This window comes from Candidatus Zymogenaceae bacterium (assembly GCA_016931225.1).
Taxonomy (GTDB): Bacteria; Desulfobacterota; Zymogenia; order Zymogenales; family Zymogenaceae; genus JAFGFE01.
Genome location: JAFGFE010000019.1, coordinates 1 through 15,356, shown reverse-complemented (window position 1 = coordinate 15,356; position 15,356 = coordinate 1). Strand labels below are relative to the sequence as shown.

The 15,356-nt window shown below is 56.1% G+C and carries 17 protein-coding genes; 12 read left to right on the top strand and 5 right to left on the bottom strand.

The genetic code is table 11. The features are described from left to right. Positions 1–162: 162 nt before the first annotated feature. The 4 genes from JW885_08410 to JW885_08395 all read right to left on the bottom strand — a co-directional run bounded on the left by JW885_08410 (position 163) and on the right by JW885_08395 (position 3,998). Complete coding sequence (locus JW885_08410; GenBank protein ID MBN1882178.1) at positions 163–1,542, bottom strand: VWA domain-containing protein; 1,380 nt, start codon at positions 1,540–1,542, stop codon at positions 163–165. Between the two features lie 95 nt (positions 1,543–1,637). Further along, the gene (locus JW885_08405) at positions 1,638–2,561 is read right to left on the bottom strand and encodes a MoxR family ATPase (GenBank protein MBN1882177.1); all 924 of its coding nucleotides are present in this window, start codon (positions 2,559–2,561) and stop codon (positions 1,638–1,640) included. Positions 2,562–2,721: 160 nt separating this feature from the next. Beyond that, positions 2,722–3,600: a lysophospholipid acyltransferase family protein gene (locus JW885_08400; protein ID MBN1882176.1), complete on the bottom strand. Its 879-nt coding sequence runs from the start codon at positions 3,598–3,600 to the stop codon at positions 2,722–2,724. A gap of 233 nt (positions 3,601–3,833) precedes the next feature. Next, positions 3,834–3,998, bottom strand: a complete 165-nt coding sequence (locus JW885_08395) for a hypothetical protein (GenBank protein ID MBN1882175.1) — start codon at positions 3,996–3,998, stop codon at positions 3,834–3,836. A 186-nt stretch (positions 3,999–4,184) separates the two neighbouring features. Here JW885_08395 and JW885_08390 point away from each other — a divergent pair, with 186 nt between their 5' ends. The 3 genes from JW885_08390 (at position 4,185) to JW885_08380 (ending at position 8,042) form a co-directional block, all read left to right on the top strand. After that, entirely contained in the window at positions 4,185–5,060 is an 876-nt protein-coding gene (locus JW885_08390; GenBank protein ID MBN1882174.1) for an amidohydrolase, read from the top strand. 200 nt (positions 5,061–5,260) lie between these two features. After that, entirely contained in the window at positions 5,261–6,643 is a 1,383-nt protein-coding gene (locus tag JW885_08385; protein ID MBN1882173.1) for an amino acid permease, read from the top strand. Positions 6,644–6,695: 52 nt separating this feature from the next. Further along, positions 6,696–8,042 carry an AMP-binding protein gene (locus JW885_08380; protein ID MBN1882172.1) on the top strand — a complete coding sequence of 449 codons (1,347 nt, stop codon included), beginning with the start codon at positions 6,696–6,698 and terminating at the stop codon, positions 8,040–8,042. Positions 8,043–8,217: 175 nt separating this feature from the next. Here the strand turns inward: JW885_08380 and JW885_08375 are convergent, their stop codons facing one another. Further along, the gene (locus tag JW885_08375; protein MBN1882171.1) at positions 8,218–8,445 is read right to left on the bottom strand and encodes a hypothetical protein; all 228 of its coding nucleotides are present in this window, start codon (positions 8,443–8,445) and stop codon (positions 8,218–8,220) included. Between the two features lie 119 nt (positions 8,446–8,564). Here JW885_08375 and JW885_08370 point away from each other — a divergent pair, with 119 nt between their 5' ends. The 9 genes from JW885_08370 to JW885_08330 form a co-directional block, all read left to right on the top strand. Further along, positions 8,565–8,909: a hypothetical protein gene (locus JW885_08370; protein MBN1882170.1), complete on the top strand. Its 345-nt coding sequence runs from the start codon at positions 8,565–8,567 to the stop codon at positions 8,907–8,909. 344 nt (positions 8,910–9,253) lie between these two features. Next, positions 9,254–9,919 carry a hypothetical protein gene (locus JW885_08365; protein MBN1882169.1) on the top strand — a complete coding sequence of 222 codons (666 nt, stop codon included), beginning with the start codon at positions 9,254–9,256 and terminating at the stop codon, positions 9,917–9,919. Positions 9,920–9,928: 9 nt separating this feature from the next. Continuing rightward, the gene (locus JW885_08360) at positions 9,929–10,564 is read left to right on the top strand and encodes a hypothetical protein (GenBank protein MBN1882168.1); all 636 of its coding nucleotides are present in this window, start codon (positions 9,929–9,931) and stop codon (positions 10,562–10,564) included. 58 nt (positions 10,565–10,622) lie between these two features. Then, the gene (locus JW885_08355) at positions 10,623–10,994 is read left to right on the top strand and encodes a hypothetical protein (protein MBN1882167.1); all 372 of its coding nucleotides are present in this window, start codon (positions 10,623–10,625) and stop codon (positions 10,992–10,994) included. A 66-nt stretch (positions 10,995–11,060) separates the two neighbouring features. After that, complete coding sequence (locus JW885_08350; GenBank protein MBN1882166.1) at positions 11,061–11,399, top strand: transcriptional regulator; 339 nt, start codon at positions 11,061–11,063, stop codon at positions 11,397–11,399. A gap of 164 nt (positions 11,400–11,563) precedes the next feature. Next, entirely contained in the window at positions 11,564–12,334 is a 771-nt protein-coding gene (locus tag JW885_08345; protein MBN1882165.1) for an outer membrane lipoprotein-sorting protein, read from the top strand. Between the two features lie 40 nt (positions 12,335–12,374). Beyond that, entirely contained in the window at positions 12,375–13,625 is a 1,251-nt protein-coding gene (locus JW885_08340) for an ABC transporter permease (GenBank protein ID MBN1882164.1), read from the top strand. A 16-nt stretch (positions 13,626–13,641) separates the two neighbouring features. Then, positions 13,642–14,868 carry an ABC transporter permease gene (locus JW885_08335; GenBank protein MBN1882163.1) on the top strand — a complete coding sequence of 409 codons (1,227 nt, stop codon included), beginning with the start codon at positions 13,642–13,644 and terminating at the stop codon, positions 14,866–14,868. A gap of 32 nt (positions 14,869–14,900) precedes the next feature. Beyond that, on the top strand, positions 14,901–15,356 hold a 456-nt coding region (locus JW885_08330; GenBank protein ID MBN1882162.1), incomplete at its 3' end, for an ATP-binding cassette domain-containing protein.

The following is a 15,356-nucleotide window of genomic DNA, read 5'->3' as shown; positions in this document are numbered from 1 at the left end:
GCTGCTTGTGTGTGTTAATATGTTATTGATGGAGTGCGTAGAAAAAACTTACCATACATGTGTAGCACGATGTGCACCGCTTGTCAAAGAAAGAGTGATTTTTCTCAGCGATGGAAGGAGAAGGGGAAGAAACTCCGGCGATGCGCCGGCGGGTGGTATGATTCAAACGATCAGGTCATGGATAAAGGCCAAAAGCTGCTTGAAGTTTCGGCACTCCCGGGCCTCGGATGTGAAGGGGACGTATTCATCCATCTCCGAGTCGCCGGTGCCCCACCAGGATTCCGGCTCGGGATTGAGCCAGTAGACCTTTCGGGCCTTGCCCTTGATTTTGTCCATGACCCAGCTGTTGTGGGCCATGTAGTTGTTCCGGGCGTCGCCGATGATGATGACGGTGGTTCGGCGGTTGATGATGTCCAGGTATTCCCGGTAAAACTTGAGGAGCACATCACCGTAGTCGGTGTAGCTGTAAAAATTGATGCCCGCCTCGAACATGAGCCTCCCCAGGGCGTCGTTCACCTCGTAGCGTTTGAAGACGTCGGTCACCTCTCCGATGTCCGAGACGAACACGAAGGAGCGGACCCGGTCGAACTGGTCCTGGAGGGAATAGAGAAGGTTGAGCATGAAGCGGGAGGCGTTCCAGACCGAACGGGAGACATCGCAGAGGGTGACGATCTGGGCCTTGTTCTTTTTTCTCTTCTTGAAGAAGACCTGTATGGGCACGCCGCCGTACTGCTGGGAGATGCGAAGGGTCTTTTTGATGTCGAACCGGCCCCGGCGGACCCGGCGCTCCCGGAGCGACAGGGAGTCCTTGATTTTCTTGACCAGGGCGCTGATGACGTCCCGCATCTCCTCGATCTCCTGGGCGGTAAGCTGGGAGAAGCTGCGTCCCTCGAAGTCGGAGGGAGCCTCCTGTTCCTTCTTGTCTCCCTTGTGTTTCTTCTGCTCCCGCTTGATCATGTCCCGGGCGAGCTCCCGGAGCTGATCGGTGCGCTCATCGAATATCCGGCGCAGCCCCTCTTCATCGATCCCCTCCTCCCCGTCACCGAGTCGGCCCCGCTGACGAAGGAGGTCTATCATCTGGTTCATCTGCAGGTCGAGGCCCATCTGGGAGAGACTCCCGCTCATGCGGGTGAAGAAATAGCCCACCTGGATGGCGTGTCGGATGTCCGAGATATTCGCCTGCCTTGCCGCCTCCATGAGGAGTTCCATCATCGTCTTGGGATCGCTGGTAAGAAGGCCCGAAAGCTCATCGGACACCTCGCCCGAAAGCTCCTCCAGCAGGCGGGAGACATCATCGGCGGTGGTGTGAACCACCTGATCGATCAGGAGGGGGCGGGTGAAGTAGGCGTCGAACAGCTCGTCGAAGGCGTCCAGGTCCCGAATGTCCTTGATGAGGGTGCTCTTGAGGGTGGTTTTAAAGGTCTCCCGATTGTCCAGACCCATCATGGATACGCCGGAAAGGGCGTCCATGGTCTCGCTCAGCGAAACCCTGACCCCCCGAAACTTGAGGCCGTCGATGAATTCTAAGATTGTAGTCTGCATCAAATCATCCGTGATGGAATACAATAATCCGATGACGTGTCTGGTGTCGGCGCCGCGGGATTACCGGAAACACTGTGTATCCAGGCGGATTGGTATCAGTTCAAGATCCCCGGCGCCTCGAGGATTTTTTTCATGTTCTTCTTCGCCGCGGCGATGTCCGACTCGTACTTCAGGATGAAATTGAGGGTGTTCTGCACCGTGTCCGCGTCCAGCTTCGTTACGTTGAGGAGGATGAGCGCCTTGGCCCAGTCCAGGGTCTCGGAGATGGAGGGGAGCTTCTTGATATCCAGCTCCCGCACGGCCCGGACGGTCCTGACCACCTGGTCGGCAAGGATATCGGAGACGCCGGGCACCTTGAGGCGTATGATCTCTTCCTCCTTCTCTTTGACGGGGAAGTTCATATAGAGGTGGAGGCAACGGCGCTTGAGGGCGTCGGACATGTCCCGGGTGTCGTTGCTGGTCAGGACCACCTGGGGGATGTGCCGGGCGGTGAGGGTCCCCAGCTCCGGGATGCTCACCTGGAAGTCCGAGAGTATTTCCAAAAGGAACGCCTCGAACTCCGGGTCGGACTTGTCGATCTCGTCGATGAGAAGCATCGAGGGGTCTTCACTCGTGATGGATTTCAGAAGCGGCCGGGGAAGAATGAACTTCGTGGAGAAGAAGGCGTCCTCGGCGGTGCCGATGCGGTCCACCGCATCCGCCAGGGAGTTGGATCCCGCCAGGACTTCGCCGATCTTGTCCTTGAGAATCTGGGTATAGAGAAGCTGCTTGGCGTATTCCCATTCATAGAGGGCCTTTGCCTCATCCAGACCTTCGTAACATTGCAGCCGGATCAGCTCAAGCCCTTGGGACGCCGCCATGACCTTGGCAAGCTCGGTTTTCCCCACGCCTGCGGGACCCTCCACCAAAATCGGCTTTTGCATTTTAACGGATAGAAACACCACGGTGGCCACGTCCCGATCGACGATGTAGAGGTGTTCTCGAAAGGCATCGATGACATGCTCGACGGAATCAAACATAATGCTTCCTCAATATAACGTTCGGCGCTGAACAGCGTTTAGCTCGTGTGACACAATGTCCACCCTCATTCATACCATTGCCCGTCGGCGAGGTCAAGGGAAAACGGGGAGGGGAATATGGAAAAACGCTCGCACGGTATGCGGGGGGTGTGTGTGCGTGTCATGTCTTCCAGCGGGGATTCACCCAGGACCATTGTTCCGGGTAGGTGCGGATGTAATCCTCGATGACCCGATTTCCTGCGGCGGTGAGGTTGTAAATATCGGTCTCTCTGTTGCCGGTGAGCTCTACGTCGAGGGGTGGGAGGATCTCGATCACCTGCTTGAAACCGTTTCTGTGGGTGATGAATATCGGTATGAGGGGCGCGCCGGTATCCAAAGAAAGGATCGCGGGACCCGCGGCCGTCGGGGCCGGTTTCCCGAAAAACGGCACCATGATTTCGCCCCGTTTTTTTCGCTCATCCACGATGAAGTGGACGATGCGGTTTTCACCGAGTGCCCGGCGGATGGCGCTCATGTTGTCGCTCCGTTTTTTCACGTCGATGTACTGAACACCGCAGCGCTCTTTGCCCTCGTTGTATGCGTCGTTTATGGCGTCGTTTTTTATTTTTTTCGTCAGGATAACATACGAGACGTCCTCCCGGGCCATCCGGGTGACCATGTTGACGAAATTCCCGGTATGGGAGCCGATGGCCACCGCCCCCTTCCCCTTCTCCAGCGCTTGTGTGAAATGTTCCATCCCTACGATCTGGACATCACGGATGAGCTTTGTGGGATCTTCGTTTAAACCGTAGTAAATGCACTCACCGGGAAGGCGGAAGGTGTTCCTGAGGGCGAGGCGGACGATACGCCGCTTCTCTTTTTTCGTCATACTGTCGCCGTATGCGATATTGATATTTTCGAACATCTGCGTTTTCATGCCGGGAAGGATGAGAAACAGCGGGAAGATTGCGTAAAAAATTGCGTCGCTGAGAAGCCTGACGGCAGTGAGCGGCATCCTGGGGACGATGAAGAAAACCGGCCTGACAATAAGCTGTGACATACCGTTTCTAACTCTTTTGAATGGTATTTTCATGAGATGTGCTTTTTATTCCTCCCGATACGTTTCGTAACCGAGCATTTTAAAATATATATATTGGAAACGTCAAGTACTTTGATGAGATGATTGTTGAAATTGTTGCATGAAACAGTGAAACGAATTGATGCTCGGCGCATCTAAATCGACACCATGGAAGCTTTGATTTTTATCATATTCATCGTCGTGTGGATTGTGCTTCAGGCGGTCGTGCTGCCGAAGATGGGCGTGCCCACCTGAATGAATCCAAACGCCTGCGGCGGGGACCGCCGCACGGAAGACCCCCCGAAAGACGAAGAGACATCGTAGCAGACCGGCGGCATCAGCTCCCGCCGCAGTGTGTGTTTTTGTGCTCCGATGCTCACTTTTTCAATCGATGAGCCGTCTCACACGTATATCCGACCGGACCGACGTTTTTCAAGAAAAAGCGTGCGGAACCCCTCTTTTCTCCATCCCTTGCTTGACATCGGGGCGTCGTTTTATTAGGATAAAAACCTCAGTGCGATGTAGCAGTAACGTGCGGATCTGTTCACTCTCGAGGAATGATGACCATGATTATTGACTTCTGTGTTACACCGCCACACCCGGATATCCTTTCCGGCTTCACAGACATTCCCCCCCACCTCGCGGGATACAAGCGGCTCTACAGCGGTGATAGTAAGGAAATGGAGTTTCTGAAGAGCCTCTCCATCGAAGACTTCTTCGGTCTGATGGACATGGCCGGAATAACCACGGCCGTCATCCACGGAGAGGACATGGAATCCACCTACGGCCGGAAGATACCCAACGAGATCGTCCTGGAGCTTGTTCAGAAACACCCCGACCGCTTCATCGGATTTATCGGCGCCGATCCCCACAAGAAGAAGCGGGCCGTTCGCGAGATATACCGGATGGCCCGGGCGGGCCTCAGGGGTGTGATGATCGCCCCCTGGGAGCATAACCTCTTTACGGACGACAAAAAATATTACCCGATCTATGAGGCGTGCATCGATCTGGATATCCCCATCTGGGTTCATACCTCCCTCAATTTCTCCCACGTCATCCCCATGGAGTTCGGAAGACCCCTGATCCTCGATCGTGTTGCGGTGATGTTTCCGGACCTGAAGATTGTTGCAGGGCACGCAGGGTGGCCCTGGGTAACGGAAATGGTGGCGGTCTTGTGGCGCCATGCCAACGTCTATGCCGATATCTCCGGCATCCGTCCGAAATATATGGGGATGGTCGAGACAGGCTGGGCGCCACTGGTTCACTACGGAAACACGCTGCTTCAGGACAAGATACTCTTTTCCACGGCCTGGCCTCTGGTGATGTTTCACGACGCCGTGGGTGACGTGAAAAACCTGAACCTCAAGCCGGAGGTGCAGGAAAAATGGTTCTGGAAAAACACGGCGAAGCTTCTAAAGGTTGATGTGAAAGGGATCGACTGAGTCGATATCTCCCGTCTCCTGTATCACGGTGAAGTCGTGTGTCGTCTTCGTTTAATTTTGATATTAAAATCATATTGATGCGCATGTGACGAATTGAGACGTGAAAGCGGCCGGTACGTGACGATGGCTTGCCGGGTTCGGTTTCGCATAGGAGAGATCGTTATTATTCATACCATGTTTATACACGACAGGAGGAGAACATGAACCAGGAGAAAGGTACGCTGGTCCGGGGCTTGACCTTGGTAACCGTATTTACCCTCATTACCGGCGCCATGGTGGGGATGGCGTGGGCGACCATCATCAACGCCCTGTTTGCGTACGCCGGACCGGCCATTCTGCTTTCGGCGCTATTGGCCGCGCTCTTTTCGGTTTTGATCGGTCTGTGTTATGCCGAGCTCTGCGCCGCCATGCCCTTCGCCGGCGGCGAGTATCATTACACCCGCCGGGCTCTGGGGAAATTCGCCAGCTTCATTACCGGGTGGTTTCTTATTATCGCGTATTCATCCATGATGCCCGCAGAAGTTATCATCTTTTCCAAGGTGGCCGGATCTCTGATGCCCGAGGCATGGCTTGAGGCCGGGATACTCACCGTGGGGAGCTATACCTTCCCACCGCTGGCGATGATCATCGTCGGTGTGGTGGTCGCCGTCTTTTTCGGTCTCGTTAATTACATCGGCATACGCATTTCGGCCATCGCCCAGCTTATTTTTACACTTGTCCTGTTCGGCGGCATCGCCGCCTATGTCATCGGGGGGATCCCCCACGTGGATATGGCGAACTACGGCGGCAATTTTTTTGAAAAGGGCGTCGCCGGCATGTTCATGATGGTGCCCATCGCAATGCTCGCCTTTATGGGATTTGACGTGGTGCCCCAGGCCGCCGAGGAGATACGATCCCCCATCAGGAAGGTGGTTTTCCTCATTCCCCTGTCCGTCATATTCGTGCTGATTTTTTACGCGGGCGTTTTCTTCGTCTCCGCGGGCGTCGTTCCCTACGAGACGATCGCCGCGTCCACCGAAGAAGTGCCGATCCTGCCCATCGCGCAGAAAACCATCGGCACCGTCGGCGCAACGATCGTCATCGTTGCGGGGTTAATGGGATTGATTACCACCCTCAACGCCTTCATGATCGGCTCCTCCCGGCTGATGCTCGGAATGGCCCGGGAAGGGGTGCTGCCCGCGGCCCTCGGTAAGATCCACCCGAAATACGGCACACCGGCGGTGGGTATCATTGTTCTGACGATACTGGGCCTTTTTGGCTGCTTCTTTGACTTCCTCTTAACATTGTTCCAAGTCGCCTCGGCGGCGATCTTGGTGGCGTATATTCTGGTGTGCATTTCGCTGTTCGTCCTCCGCAAGAAAGAGCCGGACATGGAGCGGCCCTATCGGATGCCCGCGGCGCGGCTTCTGGGGGGGCTTGCCATCTTTGGAGCGGTCCTGGCGGAGCTGTTTGCCGTGTACATGCTCATCGAAGACAAGGAGGTGCTGGGAACGGTACTCTTCTTCGGATTGGCGATGGCGGGACTTCTCTATTATATCTTCGTTGCCAGGAAGAAGTCCGGGGGAATATCGAACAACACATAACCGTTACATCCAATAGTGAAACACGATTATCACAGGTTCTTTCGAGGTGCACATGGCCGACTCTACATACTGGAACAAGGAAATGGAGACAATGCCCCCCAAAAAGCTTCAAAAGCTGGAGGAGGGGCTGTTGAAGGAGGAGCTTCTTTACATCCATGAGCACTCTCCCTTTTATCGGGAGAAATGGGGTGAGGCGGGGGTGGGTCCGAAAGACTTTTCTTCAATGGAGGATTTGGGGAAGTTTCCCTTCACCACAAAGGACGACCTGAGAAAAACCCAGGAGGCGCTGGGAGGCCTGGGGGGGCACCGATGCTGCGCGAAAGAGGACCTGGTGCGCATCCAGGGCACCAGCGGCACCACGGGACGGCCCCTCTATATCGGATTGACCAGAGCCGATGCGGATCTCTGGTGCGAGCTCTTCGCCCGGCACGCCTACACCGGCGGCATCCGTCCCGGGGACTCCTTCATCAATCCAGCCAATTTCACCCTGTTTGTGGGGGGACTGTCCGAGAGCGTCTCCGCCGAGGCGATGGGATTCTGTGTGATCCCCGCCCCCCTGGGGAGCTCGGGGCTGGAAAAGCTGTTTGATTTGATTATTGAGTTTCGTCCCACGGTGCTCTTCGCCACACCGTCGGCCACGGTGTTTCTCGCCGAGTACGTGAAGGACACCCTCAAGATGAATCCCCGGGACATGGGATTCACCAAGGGATTCATGGCGGGTGAGGCCCTGACCGAAGAGGACAGGGCCACGATAGAAGAGACCTGGGGGATTACGGCCAGGAATTACTACGGGCTGGCGGACGTGGCGGCGGATCTGGCCAGCGAGTGCGACGCGCTTTCGGGCCTGCACCTGTGTGGGGCAGGCGCCGTCACGGCGGAAATCATCGATCCGGTGACCCTGGAGCGAAAAGAGCTCGAAGACGGCGTGGAAGGTGAGATCGTCTATACCACCATCCGTCGTGAGGCGACTCCGGTCATCAGGTATCGCTGCCGGGATATGGTCCGAGCCTATGTCGAGAAATGTCGCTGCGGCCGTACCTCCATGCGGTTTCACATCATTGGTAGGTCGGATGATATGCTCAAGGTGAAAGGAGTGAACGTCTTCCCCGCCGCGGTGAAGGATGTGATATCGTCGTTCATTCCCCGTACCACCGGAGAGATGCGCATCGTTCTCAACGAACCCGGGCCGGCCGTCGGAACGAACCTGGAGATAAAGGTGGAGTACGCCGAAGGCGTGAAGGAATCGGACCTGGAGGCGCTGGCATCCGAGATCAAGCAGACCATCAAGCAGAAGCTCGTATTCAGTCCGATTATCACGATGATTGAGCCCCAGACGCTCCCCCGGTCCCAGTACAAGATCGAATATTTCGAGCGGACCTACGAGGAGAAGGAGAAGTAAAAAGGAGAGGGGACGTCGGGGATGGCGGTGTCTGTTGTCCGCCCGCGTTGAAGAAACGGGGGGGCGGGAGTATGCTATTTTGGGGGGCTGTGGGGGGGGCAAGAGCCCCCATCGACCGTCCTCCCGAATGCGGCCCGGGACGGAGGCGCCGTCGGCGGCGGTGACCGTGAATCGCTCAGGGGCGGTAAAAGGCTTTCAGCTCCCAGTGATCGTCCTCCCGGAAGTGGCCCAGGATATAGACGTTGCCGTCGTCGGCGGTGACCTTGAAGATATCTTCGTCCGGGTTATAGTAACGGTCGACGATCTTCACGACCCGGTAGACTCTGTTATCGAGGGTAAAACTCACCGGCCTCTCGTCCGCCTTGTGGCCGCTGTAGGTCTGTACGATGGTTTTCATATCCATGTAGTATAGACCCCTCTCCCGATCCGGTCAAGGAGGGAGGCGGCGCCCCATGGGGGATCGTGGTGAAGGGAAAGAAGGGAGGGGGGAGGCAGGGGGTCGGTCAGGATGGGTCCCTATCCATGAAACTGCCGGAAGACATTCGATTACTGTTGATCGTGTTGGCCACCCTGGGGGCGGTTGCGGGGGTCGCCATGGTGGCCGTCCTCGCGGCGCCCGTCATCGGGCGAAATCCGGATGTCAGTGTTCGCCTGATCGCCTCGATATTGTTGGCGTTCGTCACCCTCAAGTTCTTCTTCTACTGTGCCGAGGCGGTTTTAACGATTCTGGCACGACGAGACACCACGGGAAAACCGCCGCCGAAAAAGTCCGTGCATCCGCTGCTCCGCTGGGTGTCGATCGTCCTGGCCGTCCTGGCGATGTGCGTCGGGTGGTATCTGCTGCTCTCCCGCCTCATAGACTTTTAGTAGGCGGGCGAATCCCCGACTGCACTACCATTTCATCCACACCTTCCTGAAACCGATTCCACAAAAGACGGTCCGAACATTTTTTCTCGCTGTTATTCTAAAAGAAATAAGATTAAAAAAATGCCATTGTGTGTTTGATTTTTCTTGACACCGGAGGAGGGGAGTGGTATTTAAGATACAGAGTACTTTGTAATACAAAGTACTCTGTTAGCTAAATTGAAACCGGATGCCGATGTGATTGTTGCGGTCCGGTACAGGCAATGAAGCCGCAGGATGTTCTATAAAATACCGCCGTGTCTTGTGAGGGACCGGCGAAAAAACGAAAAAGGAGAGGATCACTGGGGATGAGTACACCGAAATCCGAGGACGGCGGGATCACTTCATCGCCGGAACAGAACGAACCCATCCGATTCGACGAGAAATCAGCCCGGGAACTTCACGAGGCCCTGGACGATATCAGATACATTCGCGAGCTGGTGGACAACAACCGGGACTTCTTTATCTCAGGCTGGTCGGCCATTGCCTGGGGGCTGTCATTGGTCATCGGGGGTATACTAACGCACTGGTTCCTCGCTCATCCCCCCCAATGGGGTCTCTCTGAAACCCTGTGGGCCCTCTGGATCGTCATGGGTTCCGCCGCGACGGTAGTGGAATCCTATTTTATATACAAACTCACACTACAGGCGGGAAAAGAGGTTTTTTCCCCATACCTTTTGAAGATTCTCACGGCAGATACCATTATGGTGCTGCAGGGCATCGTATTGACCCTGGTATTCATCGAGATTGGCAGGCCCGAATACATCCCGGGAGCATTCATGCTGACCATTGGAGGCATCATTATCAGCGTCGGCACCTTTATCACGTTCTGGATCAGCCTTTACGGAGCGATTACCTTCGTCTTCGCCCTGGTGGCGATGCTTTTGCCCGATGTTGGAATCTGGTGCCTGGTTTTCTACGGTGCTGTCAGCTTTCTCTTGGGAGTGTGGTACCTGATTGTTCATAAAAAGTGAGGGTCCGTCATGTCGGAAGACGATAAAGGGAAAAAAGAAAAGACCACCGCGGCCGAATGCATTCGGACCGACTGCGACGGCTGCGAGATAAAAAAGGATCTCCTGTGCGTGCATACCGGGGCGGATCTTATGGATTTCGCAGTCCTCTTCGTCGGCTGGCTGATTCCAATGCTTGCGGGCATGATTATCGGCGGGTACTGGGTGGGCCTGGTCGTCTGGGCGGGATTGGCGGCGGTCTTCTTCGGATACGTCGAGGCGCTGATTCTCTGCCGCCACTGCCCCCACTATGGGGAAGCGGGCTTTACGCTTCGCTGTCACGCCAACTGGGGGCTTCCCAAGCTACCGAAGATCGATCGCCGCCCCATGAATCGTGTGGAGAAGATCCTATGGCTCAGCTACGTGGGGGTGCTTTTTCTCTATCCGATTCCGTTTTTTATCGTCGGCGCCCAGTGGCTGCTTCTGACAATCCTCGTGTGGGCGACGATCACCTGGGCCTGGACGGTGCAGCGTACCCAATGCACCAGATGCTTCAACCTGTCGTGCCCGGTCAACCGGGTGCCGGAGGACGTCCGTCGTCTCTTCTTCAGGAACTATCCCGGGTTCGCTCAAGCCTGGAAGACCGGGGAAGACGACGACACGAAATAACCGTCGCCGATGGTGAACGGTACATGCGAGTATCGATCGATCATATGAGGAGGTGATCATGGAACAGGCGTTGTTCTGGATATATACCGTGAACCTGCTGTTTCTCATCGTTCACGAGATGGACTCGGCCTACTGGAAGGAATGGGAGCTGTTTCGACTCCCCGGCGGTTTGGGAGGGTTCCTGCTGATTCATTTTCCCCTGCTGCTGCCGGCCCTGTGGGGAATCGTACAGGTCAAGGAGCTCACCCGGGCGGGGCTCATTATCAGCCTGGTGGTAGCGGGGGCGGGCTTATTCGCCTTTTCGATCCACACCTACTTCATTAAAAAGGGTCGGGAGGAGTTCACGCCGTTGGTATCGCGCGTCATTTTATTCGGGACGCTGTTTCTTTCCATACTTCAGGCGGTGTTGACCGTCATGCTGATGACATAATCTGTCGGATCGCATTGGAGAGCGAGAGCGCATCCTGATATTCCACACAAGGGCGAAACAAATGCCATGGAAAAGGCCATATCAATAACGGATACCCTGGACAGGGTAATACACGAGCGGGCGCGCCTGGGCATCATGACGATTCTCTCCGCCGAGGACGAAGCGGAGTTTACCGCCCTGAAAAAGTCATTGAATCTGTCCGACGGCAACCTGAACGCCCACCTGAAGGTGCTGGAGAAAAACGGCTATATCTCGGTCGTCAAGGAGTTTGTGAAAAACAGACCCCGTACCGTCTATCGGGTGACCGGGGAGGGGAGGAGGGCCTTCGAAGCGTATGTCGGCTCCCTGGAGAAGTTTCTGAAGAGCGTTTCCAAGAAACGCGGGGAGGATGTTCGTGAAGATTGACGTGTACACGGTCTGCGGTGGGATTGAACACGATACGTTATTATTGAGCAACAGAAAAAATCCACCCGATATGGAAGATCAAGAGATATACTAAAATATATGAGATGACACAAGACTCAGAGTGCGCAGATATCGTGTGAAGCGAGCGTACGGGAGGAAAAAGCATGAGAAGAATCATGATAATGGTATCGCTGCTTGCATTGATTGCGGGGATCGCGTTTCCGGTCTTTTCCCAGGAGATGACGGCCGACGAGATCGTCAGGAAGGCCGAGGACATCATGCGGGGCAGCTCCAACGTGGGGGTGATGAGCATGCACATCGTCAACCCGAACTGGGAGCGGACCCTCGACATGAAGTACTGGGAGAAGGGGAAGGAGCGGTCCCTGGTCAAGATAACCGCGCCGGCCAAGGAGGCGGGTACGGTATCCCTGAAGGTGGACAACAACATGTGGAACTATCTCCCCTCGGTGGAGAAGGTCATCAAGATACCGCCGTCCATGATGATGCAGTCTTGGATGGGTTCGGACTTCACCAACGACGACCTGGTGCGGGAATCGAGCATTGTGGACGACTACGATCCGGCGCTTTTGGGGACGGAGACCCTGGATCAGGGAGAGGCTTACGTCCTTGAGCTGATCGCCAGGCCCGAGGCTCCGGTTGTCTGGGGTAAAATCAATATATACATCCGCACGGAGGACTTCGCCCCCCTCCGGTACGAATACTACGACGAGGAGGGGGAGATGATCCGGGTGATGTACATGTCGGAGATCAAGAAGATCGCCGGGCGCTCCTATCCGACGATTTGGACCATGGAGCCGGTCAAGGAGGAGGGGAAGAAGACCATCATCACGGTGCACGAGATCAATTTCGACGTTCCCGTCGATGACAACATCTTCAATCTTTCCGACCTGAAGCGGGGCATCGTTCCCGAATAGGCGAGAGATAACCGGAAACGACAAATCGGAGTAACCGATCATGGCACGAAGACAGTACCGCGTATTCACCCTGGCGTGGCGAAACATCTGGCGCAACACCCGCCGCACCCTCATCACCACGGCGGCGGTGGTATTCGCGGTGTTTCTGGCGATTTTTTCATGGTGTTTCGCCCTGGGTGAGCACGAACAGATGATTCGGGACACCCTGAAGATACACACCGGACATATCCAGGTTCACAAGAGCGGCTACTGGGACGACCGGACCATCTTCAACGGCTTCACCCCGTCCGATGAGCTTCTCACGTTCGTGGACGCCGACGAGCGGGTGGAGGCCTGGGTGAGGCGCCTGAACGTGGACGCCCTCATCTCCACCGCCGTGGACCAGGGGGGAAACAGCGGCGGCATCATGCTCATCGGCGTGGAGCCGGAAAGGGAACGCTCGTTCACCTCGTTACCTGACAAGGTGTATCGGGGCGAGTACCTGACCGACGGCGATGCGTCGGGTATTTTCATCGGCGAGATCCTTGCCAAAAACCTGGAAGTTGAGGTGAATGACTCGGTCATCATCATGACCCAGGACATCTACGGGGCGCTCTCCGCCGGGGAATATACGGTGGTGGGGATATTCAAGTCCAACACCACTGAGATGGACCGGGGCATGGCCTTCATTACGCTCGACGCCATGCGCTATCTCCTCTCCATAGACGAGCAGGTCTCCGAGGTGTCCATCCTGCTGTCCGACTCCCGGAAGGTGAAAAAGACGACCCGGGATCTGAAAGATGCCGTGGATCTCGAGCGGGTGGAGGTGATGACCTGGCAGGAGCTGATGCCGGACCTGGTGCAATTCATCGAGTTCGACAACGCCTTCGGCTATCTCTTTTTCGTTGTCATCCTGCTGGTGGTTATCTTCGGCATTCTCAATACCATCCTGATGGCGGTGATGGAGCGCTATCGGGAGTTCGGTGTGATGATGGCCCTGGGCACCCGGCCAAACGAGATCATCCGGCTGATCATGATGGAATCGGCCCTCATCGCCTTTCTCGGCATTATCATCGGCGACATGGTGGGATTCGGGGTCGCGTACTACTTCACCATCCACCCGTGGGATTTTTCCCAGTACTCGGATGTGATGTGGAGCTTCGGCATCGATCCAAAGATATACGCCCGGATGTACCCGTGGGTGTTTTACGTCACCGACATGATCATTCTGGGATCGACGCTGCTGGCCGCGGTCTATCCCGCCGTCAAGGCGTCGCGCCTCAGGCCGGTACAGGCGCTGCGATACATATAGGAGAGGAGACTGTGCGATGATAATGACCCTCAAGCTTGCCTGGCGAAATATCTGGCGAAACAGGCGGCGCTCTGCGGTGATACTCACGGCCATCGTGGTGGGGCTTTTCGGCATGGTGTTCATGATCGCCATCATGAAGGGGATGAGCGTGGACATGCTCAAGACCTCCATCGAAAACGGCGTGGGGCACATACAGATACACGAAAAGGGCTTCAACGACAACATGAACGTGTCGCTCAACATCCGCGACCCGAAATACGTCGGCAACTTCGTTGAAGAGACTCCCTCGGTAACGGCCTACGCCGAGCGCATCAAGGCGCGGGGTCTGGTGTCCTCGCCGGAGAGCTCCTCCGGCGTGGAGATATGGGGGGTCGATCACGAGACGGAGCCGGGTGTGAGCGCGGTGAAGAATTATCTGGTGGAGGGGGATTTTCTGACCGGAAAGAAGGGCGAGATCTACATCGGCCGCTCCCTGGCGGACAAGCTGAAGGTGAAGAAGGGAGACAAGATCGTCCTGATGGGTCAGGGGCTGGCCACGGAGATCGGCGCCGCGGCGTTTCGCGTCAGCGGCATCTTCGAGTCCACCTCCAAGGAGTTTGATAAATATAACATCTATATTAATCTCACAGACGCCCAGGACCTCCTCTCGATGCCCGGACGGGTATCGGAGATCGTCGTCATGACCGAGAGCCTCGATCATGTTGATGAGGTCACGGCGTCTCTGAAGCGGGATCTGGAGGTCAGCGGCCTCGAGGTGCTCCCCTGGATGATGGTCATTCCGCTGATGCACCAGATGTTGGAGCTGTGGGACGCCTTCAATTATATTGTGTATATCCTGGTGATCATGGCCATGGCCTTCGGCATCGTGAATACGATTCTGATGAGCGTCCTGGAGCGCACCCGGGAGATCGGGATCCTGATGGCCATCGGGACCAGGCCGGGGAGGGTCTTTTCCATGGTGATGTGGGAGGGATTCTTCCTGGGGCTGACCGGGCTGATCGCCGGATGGGTATTCACGCTGCTGGTGTTCGCCGTCGTTTCCAAGACCGGCATCAACATCTCCATTTGGGCCGACAGCCTCAAGTACATGGGGGGCATCAGCCCCATCATCTATCCGGTGCTTCACTGGAACAATATTATCGGCTCTTCGGCGTCGGTGTTTTGTGCGGCGCTCTTTTCCGCGGTCTATCCCGCGGTGAAGATCATGCGTCTCAACCCGGTGGAGGCGTTTCGTTCCGTCTGAGCGATATATGAGAATCAAAAAAGGTGATATCTATGGATACCAAGGCTATCATTGAAACCAAGAATTTGGAAAAAACATACGAAGATTCGAAGGTGGCGGTGCGCGCGCTGAGGGGGGTGGACCTGGAGGTGCACGAGGGCGAGTTCATGGCCCTTTCCGGGCCCTCGGGATCGGGGAAGACGACGCTTCTGAACATCATCGGCGCCCTGGATTATCCCACCGGCGGCACCGTCCGGGTGGCCGGTGAAGACCTGTCCGGATTCAGCAAGTCGGAGCTTTCGAAGCTTCGGCTCAACAGGATCGGCTTCATTTTTCAGGCCTACAACCTCATTCCGGTGTTGACCGCCCGGGAGAACGTGGAATACGTGATGCTGCTCCAGGGTGTCGACGAGCGGGAGCGGGTCGAGCGGGCGGAGACCATACTTACCGATGTGGGGCTGAAGGACTACATCGACGCCCGCCCGAACGAGATGAGCGGCGGTCAGCAG